The organism is Leucobacter soli (assembly GCF_042659205.1).
Classification (GTDB): domain Bacteria; phylum Actinomycetota; class Actinomycetes; order Actinomycetales; family Microbacteriaceae; genus Leucobacter; species Leucobacter soli.
The window spans coordinates 1-11009 of the sequence record NZ_JBHSRW010000070.1 but is presented as its reverse complement, the minus strand read 5'-3'; the positions used below and the strand labels follow the sequence as shown (position 1 = coordinate 11009).

7 protein-coding genes are annotated in these 11009 nt (G+C 68.1%); 1 reads left to right on the top strand and 6 read right to left on the bottom strand.

Features of this window, described 5'->3' with window-relative positions:
- The coding region (gene miaB, locus ACFPZL_RS06390; RefSeq protein ID WP_382334909.1) for a tRNA (N6-isopentenyl adenosine(37)-C2)-methylthiotransferase MiaB at positions 1–1487 on the bottom strand (1487 nt) is incomplete at its 3' end.
- Between the two features lie 182 nt (positions 1488–1669).
- Between miaB and ACFPZL_RS06385 the strand changes: the two genes are divergently transcribed.
- Positions 1670–7771: a family 78 glycoside hydrolase catalytic domain gene (locus ACFPZL_RS06385; RefSeq protein WP_218113840.1), complete on the top strand. Its 6102-nt coding sequence runs from the start codon at positions 1670–1672 to the stop codon at positions 7769–7771.
- A 48-nt stretch (positions 7772–7819) separates the two neighbouring features.
- Here the strand turns inward: ACFPZL_RS06385 and ACFPZL_RS06380 are convergent, their stop codons facing one another.
- From ACFPZL_RS06380 to ACFPZL_RS06360, 5 genes are all read right to left on the bottom strand, one after another.
- Positions 7820–8299: a regulatory protein RecX gene (locus ACFPZL_RS06380; RefSeq protein WP_382331556.1), complete on the bottom strand. Its 480-nt coding sequence runs from the start codon at positions 8297–8299 to the stop codon at positions 7820–7822.
- 329 nt (positions 8300–8628) lie between these two features.
- Positions 8629–9699, bottom strand: a complete 1071-nt coding sequence (gene recA, locus ACFPZL_RS06375; protein ID WP_218113838.1) for a recombinase RecA — start codon at positions 9697–9699, stop codon at positions 8629–8631.
- A gap of 282 nt (positions 9700–9981) precedes the next feature.
- Positions 9982–10203: a DUF3046 domain-containing protein gene (locus ACFPZL_RS06370; protein WP_218113837.1), complete on the bottom strand. Its 222-nt coding sequence runs from the start codon at positions 10201–10203 to the stop codon at positions 9982–9984.
- 65 nt (positions 10204–10268) lie between these two features.
- Complete coding sequence (locus ACFPZL_RS06365; RefSeq protein ID WP_218113836.1) at positions 10269–10595, bottom strand: helix-turn-helix domain-containing protein; 327 nt, start codon at positions 10593–10595, stop codon at positions 10269–10271.
- Positions 10596–10751: 156 nt separating this feature from the next.
- A partial coding sequence (locus ACFPZL_RS06360; RefSeq protein WP_382334906.1) for a CinA family protein occupies positions 10752–11009 on the bottom strand: 258 nt, incomplete at its 5' end.

Here is an 11009-nt window from a genome sequence, read left to right as displayed (position 1 = left end):
CGGTCCCACGCGTCGCCGGCGCGGGTGCGTCGAACGGCGAAAGCGGCCGCCTCGTCGGCGATGAGGAAGTGGGGGGCCGCCGCGGTCACCCGAACGGTCGCGACATCACCCGGCCTCGGCACCTCCGCGCCCTCGGGCACGGCGAAGTGCACGAGGCGGTTGTCCTCGGCACGGCCGGAGAGGCGGTGGGTGGCGTCGTCCTTCTTGCCCTCGTGCGCAGCGACCAGCACCTCGATCGTGCGGCCGATCTGCGCCTCGTTCTCCTCGAGCGAGATCCGCTCCTGCAGCGCCAGGAGGCGGTCGTAGCGTCCCTGGACCACCGCCTTGGGAATCTGCCCCTCCATGGTCGCGGCGGGCGTTCCCGGCCGGATCGAGTACTGGAAGGTGAAGGCGCTCGAGAAGCGCGACTGCTCGACCACGCGCAGCGTCTCCTCGAAGTCGGCGTCAGTCTCGCCGGGGAAGCCCACGATGATGTCGGTCGTGATCGCCGCGTTCGGGATCCGTTCGCGCACCGCGTCGAGGATGCCGAGGAAGCGCTTCGAGCGGTAGGAGCGACGCATCGCCTTCAGCACCGCGTCGGAACCGGACTGCAGCGGCATGTGCAGCGAGGGCATCACGTTCGGCGTTTCGGCCATCGCGGCGATCACATCGTCGGTGAAGGCCGCCGGGTGCGGGCTCGTGAAGCGCACGCGCTCGAGCCCCACGATCCCGCCCATCGCCCGCAGCAGCTTGCCGAAGGCCTGGCGGTCGCCGAACTCGACGCCGTAGGTGTTGACGTTCTGACCGAGCAGCGTGACCTCGACGGCGCCGTCGTCGACGAGCGCCTGCACCTCGGCGAGGATGTCGCCGGGGCGGCGATCCTTCTCCTTGCCCCGCAGCGCCGGCACGATGCAGAAGGTGCACGTGTTGTTGCAGCCGACCGAGATCGAGACCCAGCCGCTCGATGCCGAGTCGCGCTTGGTCGGCAGCGTCGACGGGAACACCTCGAGCGCCTCGAGGATCTCGACCTGCGCCTCGTGGTTGTGGCGGGCGCGCTCGAGCAGCGCCGGCAGAGAGCCCATGTTGTGCGTGCCGAAGACCACGTCGACCCAGGGCGCCTTCTCGACGATGGCGCCCTGATCCTTCTGCGCGAGGCAGCCGCCCACGGCGATCTGCATGCCGTCGCGCTGGCGCTTGACGCCCGCGAGGTGGCCGAGATTGCCGTAGAGCTTGTTCGCGGCGTTCTCGCGCACGGCGCAGGTGTTGATGACGACGACGTCGGCCTGCTCGGGATCGTCGGCGGCGATGTAGCCCGCGGCCTCGAGCGAGCCGGAGAGCCGCTCGGAGTCGTGCACGTTCATCTGGCAGCCGAGCGTGCGCACGGTGTAGCTGCGCGGCGATCCGTCGGCGCGGAGGGCCGCGGGCGACGGGTCGATGAGGGTGCGTGCGGTGCCGACGGTGCCGACGGGTGCGGCGCCCGCGAGGAAGGTGTCTTCGAGGGTGGGCATGGGGTCGATTCTACCGACGAGATCCGACACGACCCCTGCCGACGGTTGACACGGGTGCCCGGGACCTGCATATACTGAACCAATTCGTACGCATTGAAACGTTTCAATACCTGTTTCGGCATCTGCGTCACTCGACATGCGCGACGAAAACGATTGCGGTTCATAGATCAAAGGGGATCAGGATGACGGTTGGCTCGACTCGCGCACGGACCCGGGGCGGCGCCCCCAGTCGGCTCGGAACAGCTGCGACCTCGCTGCTCGTCGGAGCGGCCCTCGTGCTCTCCGGTTCGGTCGCCTCCGCGGCGCCCGCGGCTGCCGCGGACAACCGGGCTCCGACGGCGCCCACGGGTCTGCGCACGGAACTGCTGACGGATCCCGTCGTCATCGACACCACCGAGCCCTCGCTCTCCTGGGTGGTGGGCGATCCCGACTCGGACGAGCGGCAGACCGCGTATCGGATCGTGATCGCGGCGAGCGCCGCCGACGTCGCCGCCGAGCAGTACGTCCACGACACCGGCTGGGAGGAGTCGACGCAGTCGAGTTCCGTCGAGATCCCGGGGATCGCGGATGTGCTCGACGAGGATTCGCTGTACTACTGGCAGGTCCAGACGAAGGACCGCGAGGGAGTCGCGAGCCCGCTCTCCGCCCCGCAGCCCTTCAACACGGCGATCTCGTGGGCGGACACCCGCGGCGCCTGGCTGCAGCACACCGAGGATCAGACCGGAGACGACGCCAACCGCATGCTCGAGGTCCCCGCCTCGCTGAGCGCGCCGGGCTCCCTCCTGGACCTGTCGACGGGATCCGGATCCGGCCAGGCACCGGCGGAGACCCCCGCAACGCTCTCCCCCGCGTCCGCGAGCGAGTGGACCAACTACTCCGTCGAGGCCGACATCTTCACGGCGAACGCCCTCGGCGTGGTCTTCCGCCGCGCGGGCGGCACGGACTACATGTGGCAGTTCCGGTCGTCCGGAATCGGGACCGACGCCAACCAGGTGTGCGCCCACACCGGCACCGCCTACGCGAAGCTCGGCTGCGCACCGGCGACGATTCCGGCGAACACGTGGGTGCGCGTGAAGATCGTCGCGATCAACAACGTGGTCACCACCTACGTGAACGACACCCTCGTAGACACCCGCACCGTGACCCACTCGGCCTCGGGAACGATCGGATTCCGCACTGGCAGCACCGAGAGCGGGCGGGTCGACAACATCGTGGTGCGCAACGTCAGCACGGGCAAGACGCTCTATGCCGACGATTTCAGCGCGAGCACCGGCAGCGCCGGTTACACCGGGGGCATCGGCGTCGGGAGCAGCGACGGCAACGGCTACCTGAACGTCCCGACCGGTCAATCGGGCGGCGCCGTGCTCTCGCTCGTCGAGGATGCCGTCTCGGGCACCGGCCAGCCCGACCGGCCCGGCAGCCTCGCGCCCGCCGCAGCGAGCGAGTGGACGGACTACGCGATCGACGCCGATCTCAAGACCGCCACCGCGCTGGGGATCGTCTTCCGCGACAACGGCGCCCAGAACTACATGTGGCAGTTCAAGCCCTCCAACAACACCCTCAACTACCACGCCGGGCGCGACTACGCCGGCGCGACCCCGGCGAACCCCGCATCGCCGACCCTGGCCACCGGCACGCTGACTCCGAACGCCTGGTTCCACATCCGGATCGAAGCGCGGGGAAGCACGATCCGGACCTACATCGACGGCGCATTGGTGGGCACCGTCACGAACAGCAGCGCGACCGCCGGCACGATCGGGCTGCGCACCGGCAACAGCGAGAGCGGACTGGTCGACAACCTCGTCGTCCAGAACCTCGACACGGGCGCGTACCTCTACGCCGAGGACATGCAGAGCCTCGAGCCGGGCGAGTCCGCGGACTTCCCGGGAACGACGATCGGGGTGCAGCAGTCGAGCTCCACGATCTTCCCGAAGTTCATGTTCCTCCGGCACGCCTTCGAGCTGGAGGGCGCCGACGATATCGAGCGGGCCGTCGTCTCGGCGACCGGGTACAACACGCAGTCGACCCTGAGCTCGATGGCCGACCTGTTCGTGAACGGCGAGGCGCTCGGCACCTATCCGGCCCGGAATCACACGAACGCCCCGTCCGGGTCGCTCCAGTACTACAACTCGTACGACGTCACCGAGCTGCTGCGCGACGGCGAGAACGTGATCGCCTCGATGGCCTACAACCGGGACGCCGCGCGCGCCGTCCTCCTGCAGCTGACGGTCTGGCGGTCGGACGGCACCAAGCAGGTGCTCGCCAACTCCGCTCGCGACGCCGCCGACTGGCACGCGAAGGACGGCACCCCCGTCTTCGGCGACGTGCTGCAGACGAAGAACGGCGCATACTACGATCAGCACCTCGAGAACCTGGTGGCGAAGGAATACCCGTTCGGCTTCGACGACACCGGCTTCGACGAGGACGCCACCTGGCACCCCGTGCGGACCTCGAGCGCGGTCAACGGCTCGCGAGTGCTGACCCCGTTCAACTCCGAGAACACCGAACGCCACTGGATGCCCGCCGCATCGGTCGAGGACCGCGGATCCGGCACCTACGTGGTGACCCTCGAGAAGGAGATCATCGGCTCCCTGGAACTCGCGATCGACTCCCCCGCCGCACGGGCGATCACGGTGAAGTACGCCGAGAACCTGAACGCGGACGGCTCGATCCGGATGGGTGGCGCAGGCTCCGGCTCCTACCCCATCTACCAGGAGACCTGGAACCTGAAGGCGGGCGAGCAGACGCTGCGGACCTACCTGATGAAGAACTTCCGCTACATCCAGATCGAGAACTCCCCGGTGCCGATCACCGCCGACATGGTGCGCGGCTGGGCCATGCGCACGGCGTTCGACGAGGACGCGTCGAGCTTCAGCTCCTCCGACGAGTTCCTGGAGCGACTGTACGAGTACACGAAGTACTCGATGCAGGCGACCAACCAGGATCTCTGGGTCGACTCGCAGGCACGCGAGCGGGGGGCCTACGAGGGCGACCTGGTGGTGAACCTGGAGGCCTCCAGCGCCGTGAGCGCCGACTACTCGCTCGCACGGCACTCCGGAGAGTACCTCATCGACAACCAGACCTGGCCGGCGGAGTACAAGCTCTTCTCGGTCGAGGGCGCCTGGCTCGAGTACCTCTACACGGGCAACGCGGACTCGCTGGACGAGTACTACGCGAAGATCGCGGCGAAGCTGAACCCGTCGACGAACACCTCGGCCTCGGGCACCTTCGTCCCAGCGGACGGCCTCGTGCGCACGGTCGGCGACACCGGCTCGGGCAACCGCGTGCTCGTCGACTGGCCCACCGGCGAACAGGACGGCTACGTGGCCCCGAACCCCGGCTACAGCACGCCGTACAACGCCATCTACGTCGGTGCGGCCGAGGCGATGGCGGGGATCGCAGGCGTCACCGGGCACACGGCGGACCAGGAGCTGTGGCAGGAGCGAGCGGAGACGATCAGAGCGAGCATGATCGAACACCTCTACGATCCCGCGGTCGGCGCCTTCGCCGATCACATGAAGGATGACGGCACCGTCTCGACCCACTTCGCGCAGCACAGCACGGCCTACGCGCTCGCGTACGGCATCTACGACTCCCCGGAGATGGCCGAGAAGCTGACCGCGTTCCTCGCTGGCCAGGGCGGATTCAAGGGATCCATCTACTCGTCCTACTTCGTCCTGCGTGGACTGTTCCAGGGCGACGGCGGCGACACCGGCCTGCGCTTCCTGCTGAACCCGGATTCAGGCGACCGGCGCACCTTCGCGCATGTCCTGGACGTCCTGAAGGCGACGATCTCGCCCGAGGCCTGGGACCCGTCACTGAAGAGCAACATGACGATGTCGCATCCCTGGGGCGCGGCGCCGGGCGCGGCGATCGCCCACGGCATGTTCGGGATCAACCCGACCAGGCCGGCCTACGAGGAGTTCACCGTCAAGTTCCAGCCGGGCGAGGTCGGAACCGCCGAGATCACGGTCCCGACCCTCCGCGGCGCGGTGGGGGCGTCCTTCGACAACACGTCGACGCTCTTCTCCGCCGCCGTCGACGTGCCGGCCAACACGAAGGCCACGGTCGCACTGCCGGCGGCCAACACCGGCTTCGTGAACCTCGAGGTCGACGGAACGGTCGTCGCGGGCACCCGCGATGGCGCCTACCTCTCCGTGGAGCTCGGATCGGGTCACCATACGGTGGCGCTGTCCGCCGAAGGCGCGCAGCTGTACCATGTGACCCTCACGCCGGCCGCGGACACCGTGGTCGCGGGCCGGACGCTGGCTACCGAGCTCGCAGTCACCGACGAGACCGAGGCGGAGCCCGACCTGAGCGACGCCGAGATCGTCTACGAGAGCAGCGATCCCGCGATCGCGACGGTCGATGCGTCGGGCGTGGTGACCGGCGTCGCAGAAGGCGAGGTCACGATCAAGGCGACTGTCACCCAGGGCGGCCGGACCGGCTTCGCCACGGTACGCGTGCGCGTCGGCCCGAAGCCGAAGATCACTCGGCTCGAGGTGCAGGCGACGCTCGCGGCGGTCGGGGACCTCTATACGCCGGAGCTCGTCGGCATCGCCGACGACGGCTCGGAGATCGCGTTCACCGACGCCACCTTCACCTCGTCCGATCCCACGGTGGCCGAGGTACGCCCCGACGGAAGCGTCCGAGTGCTGCGACCCGGCACGTTCAGCCTGAACGCGCAGACCAGGCAGCACTTCGAGGATCTGGCCCCGGACTTCGACTTCTCGGCGTTCGAGATCACCGAGCTGTGGTCGAGCGACTTCGACGACGGAGTGAACCCGTTCACCTCCGGCCCGTCGAATCCGTCCGTGGTCGACGGACGACTGTTCGTGGACAAGTCGAAGAACTCGATGCTCGCCATCGGCTCTGACTGGACCGACTACATCGTCACCTTCACCGGCGAGGCGGTGGCGGGCACGTCCACCAATCCGCTCGGCGACGGCATTCCGCTCCTGCTCCGGGCGCGGACCAACACACCGCCGGGCGAGAACTACTACTGGCAGGTGTTCTCGTCGAACAACCTGAAGCGGGGCGCGGGGATCGCGGAGACCTCACCCGTCACCATCTCGAACGTGAACCCGGCGGGCACCGCCAATCGGATCGCGATCGCGACCGAGGGCGACCGGTTCATGACCTACATCAACGGGAAGCTGGTGGACACCTGGACCTCGGACGCCTACGCCCAGGGGACGATCGGCATCCGCACCGGCAGCACCGACGCCCGCTACTACATCGATGATCTCTCGGTGGGAACGCGGACGCTGACCGCGACCGGCACCTTCGCCGTCGCCGCGGACACGACGGCACTGGATGCCCTCGTCGAGGCGTCCGACGGACTCGTCGACAGCCTTGGGGGGTTCACCGATGCCACCGCGGACGCCTTCCGCACCGCACTGGCGAACGCGAAGGCCGTCCTCGACGATCGCGACGACCGCACCCAGGAGGAGGTGGACGAGGCGCTGACCGCCCTGCAGCAGGCGATCTCCGGCCTGGAGCTCTCGCCCGTCGTCGAGCCGGAGCCCAGCAAGACGGTTCTGCGCGCGCTCCACGAAAGCGTGAGCACGATGTCGAACACGGATGGGCAGTACACCGCGGCATCGTGGTCCGCGCTGCAGACCGCCCTCGCCGGCGCAGCGCAGGTGCTCGACGACGAGTCCGCCGATCAGGAGCAGATCGACGCCGCGGCCGTGGAGCTGGGTACGGCGCTGGCCGGGCTGGAGGTCGCGAAGGCGCCGCAGCCGAGCCCCGTCCACGTCAAGCGGATCAAGCTGAACCAGTTGAAGCTGCAGCTGGTGAAGGGGAAGACGTTCAGGCTCGAGGACGGCGTCTACTACAGCAATGGGCGCGCCGCCTACTCGGGGAAGACCAAGTGGACGTCTTCCAACACCAGGATCGCGACCGTGAACTCGGCGGGCAGGATCACGGCGAAGAAGACCGGCACGGCGAAGATCACGGTGACGACGAACGAGCGGAATGCCGCCGGGAAGCGGCTGTCGAAGAGCATCACGGTGAAGGTGGTGAAGAAGAAGCCGAAGTCGAAGGTCACGAAGGTGAGTGCCGCTCCCCCGAAGAGCATGAAGACGGGTCAGGTGGCCTACATCACCGGAACGTACTCGTCGAGCCGGGCCACCGGGGTGAAGGTGACGTACTCGTCATCGAAGCCCGGAGTGGTCAGGGTCGACAAGGCCGGCCGTCTGGTCGCCAAGACCACCGGCACGACGTATGTCGCGGTCAAGGCAGGGGGCAAGACCGCGCGCTACAAGATCGTCGTCAAGTAGCGCCATCGAGGGACGCCACTGGGCGCTCGGCCGAATCCGATCGGGCGCTCAGCGGAACCTGACCGGGCCGCGCCCCGGCTCCGAGGAATCAGCGGAGGGGCCGCGGTCGAGCGCCTCGCAGGCCGCGCGGGCGGCCCGCTCCCCGGACCAGCCGCGACGCGCGAGGAAGCCGAGGAGTCGCCGCTCGGCGGTCTGGCGATCCAGCCCGCCGAGTCGCGCGGCTCGTGCCTCGGCCGCAGCGATGAGCAGTTCGCCTTCCTCGTCCTCGTCGAGTTCGCCCAGCGCTTCCTCGATCACCCCGTCGGGCAGGAGGCGCTCGCGCAGTTTCATCCTGATCTGCATGCGACTCGCCCGCTTGCGCTCGCGCAGACCCTGCGCGACGGTCCGGGCCAAGCCGAGATCGTCGAGGTACAGACTGCTCTCGAACTCCAGCGCGACGGCCTCCGCCTCCTGCACGTCGTGGCCGAGCCCGATCAGTTCCCGGCGGAACTCTCCGGTCGATCGTGCCTTGCGTGCCAGCAGTCGCACTCCGTCCTCGGTCGCGGTACGCGTGGGGGCCTCCGGGCCCCCGCTCAGTTCCGGCGGATTCAGGACATCGTCGATCGCCCCTGCAGAGGCCTCTGCTTCAGAAATGTCTGCTGCAGGGGCATCTGCTGCAGAAATATCTGCTTCAGAGGCATCTGCTGCAGAGGCGATGTCCGCGAGGGCGCGTGCAGCAGCACCGTTCTCGGCGGCGTCCCGACGGGTCAATCGGCTGCGCAGGTCGATCACTTCGGCGAGGTCGCTCCGATCGGGCTGCGGAGATCCGGCGTCGGATCCCGGCGATGGGAGGAAGCGCACGGCCATCGCGACCCTCGTCAGGCGCTCTGCCGCTCGCCGGCGGTACCGGACTCGACAGGAGGCGCTGCTTCGAGGACCGGGGCCGCAGGATCTTCCTTCACACCGAGCTTGATGAGGATCTTGTCCTCGATCTCCGCGGCGATGTCGGGGTGCTCGATCAGGAAGCGACGCGAGTTCTCCATGCCCTGACCCAGCTGATCACCGTCGTAGGTGTACCAGGCGCCGCTCTTCTTGATGAGCCCCTGCTCCACGCCGAAGTCGATGAGCGAACCCTCCCTGGAGATGCCGACACCGTAGAGGATGTCGAATTCGGCCTGCTTGAAGGGCGGAGCCATCTTGTTCTTGACCACCTTGACACGCGTGCGGTTGCCGACGGCGTCGGTACCGTCCTTCAGCGTCTGGATGCGACGGATATCGAGCCGCACCGAGGCGTAGAACTTGAGCGCCTTGCCGCCCGAGGTCGTCTCGGGGCTGCCGAAGAACACACCGACCTTCTCGCGCAGCTGGTTGATGAAGATGCAGGTCGTCTTGGTCTGGTTCAGGCTGCCCGTGATCTTGCGCAGCGCCTGCGACATGAGGCGGGCCTGCAGGCCGACATGGCTGTCGCCCATCTCGCCCTCGATCTCGGCCTTCGGCACGAGCGCGGCGACGGAGTCGATGACCACGAGATCGACCGACCCCGAGCGGATCAGCATGTCGGCGATCTCGAGCGCCTGCTCGCCGGTATCCGGCTGCGAGACGAGCAGGGCGTCGATGTCGACGCCCAGCTTCTGCGCGTACTCGGGGTCGAGCGCGTGCTCGGCGTCGATGAACGCGGCGATGCCGCCTGCGCGCTGCGCGTTGGCGATCGCGTGCAGCGTCAGCGTCGTCTTGCCGGAGGACTCGGGGCCGTAGATCTCGATGATCCGGCCACGCGGCAGACCTCCGATGCCGAGCGCGACGTCGAGCGCGACGGAACCGGTCGGGATCACTTCGACCGGGGGCCGCTCGGTGCTGCCCAGACGCATGATGGCGCCCTTGCCGAACTGCTTGTCGATGTTCGCGAGTGCGGCTTCGAGCGCCTTGTCGCGATCCTGCGGTGCTGCCATCTGAGGCTCCTTCGTTCTGGGCGGAAATCGCCGGTTGCTGCCTACCTGCTGTCGATGCGGTTGCCCGTCGACAAGGCGCGGTGGCCGGTGATTCAGACCCTAGACGGCACCTCCGACATTCGTCGTCGGAAAGCGAAATCTGTGGAGAACTGACTCTCTCGGCTCACCTGTGAGCGAGCATACGCCGATTCGAACACATATTCGAAACGCTGGAGCGGCGTGTCGTCGGGCCGGGTGATCCCGGGCGGCGGCACCGTCGCCGGTGACGACTCGCGCGCGGACTCAATCCCGCGGATCGAGCAGTCCTCGACCGTGGCGGCGCGACTCGGGGATCTCGAACTCGTCGCAGAGGGCGAACCAGACCGCGCGTGGGGGGACGCCCCGCTCGAGCGCCTCGTTCGCGGTCGCGCCCAGTCCGGTCAGCCAGTGATCGCGCAAGAGCACACCGGAGTAGGCCCGCCCGAACTCCTCTCCCACCGCGCGCTGGAACTCGCTCAGACGCACGGCAGCTCCGGAAAGCGAAGAGGTGCCCGGCCGCACGGCCGGGCACCTCGCGATGTTCGCAACATCTAGCCCCGGGCCAGCAGTTCGGGGCGGAAACCGGATACGAGATCCGCGGGCACCGTATCCGGCACCTGCGGCGACAGAGGGACGCTGAGTCCCTCGACGATGGCCAGCCGTTCACTGACTTCGCCCATGATCACGGACAGCGGCGTATCGAGCGCTTCGGCGACCGCGGCGAGGATCTCGCTCGAGGCCTCCTTCTGACCGCGCTCGACCTCGCTCAGGTAGCCGAGAGCGACGCTGGCGGAACCCGCCACCTGACGAAGCGTGCGCCCCTTCTGCAGGCGGAAGTCACGCAGCACATCGCCGATCTCCTGACGAACTAGCACCATCGTGTCCTCCTTCTCTCGCACAACTCATCGCTATGCATCCACCCTACCCGCTGCGATTCAGGCGGGAATACCCCCAGTCTGCTGGGTGTCACTGAGAGTAACCGCCGCTACTCCCCCATTATTCCTGCACGTTTCCTGAATATGAGCCGAGTGCGCTCAAGTTTGCAGGGTGAGCTCGTCCAGGAGTGCCGTCAGTGCGGCCTCGACCGACGAAGCCCGGATCTGCGCACGCGTCCCGCCGAGGTGCAGCTCCACCGCGCGCGATCCGCGGGAGGAGCTGATGCCGAGCCAGACGGTACCGGCCGGCTGGCCCGTCTGCGGATCCGGATCGGGCCCCGCGACACCGGTCGTCGCGACGCCGAAGTCGGCCTCGGACAGCTCGACCGGGTCCGAACCGGCGGCCTCCGCGCGCGG

Bases quoted from the DNA above. Each gene is read 5' to 3' on its own strand.
- ACFPZL_RS06385 (WP_218113840.1), top strand. From the start codon at position 1,670: ATGACGGTTGGCTCGACTCGCGCACGGACCCGGGGCGGCGCCCCCAGT.
- recA (WP_218113838.1), bottom strand. From the start codon at position 9,699: ATGGCAGCACCGCAGGATCGCGACAAGGCGCTCGAAGCCGCACTCGCG.
- ACFPZL_RS06365 (WP_218113836.1), bottom strand. From the start codon at position 10,595: ATGGTGCTAGTTCGTCAGGAGATCGGCGATGTGCTGCGTGACTTCCGC.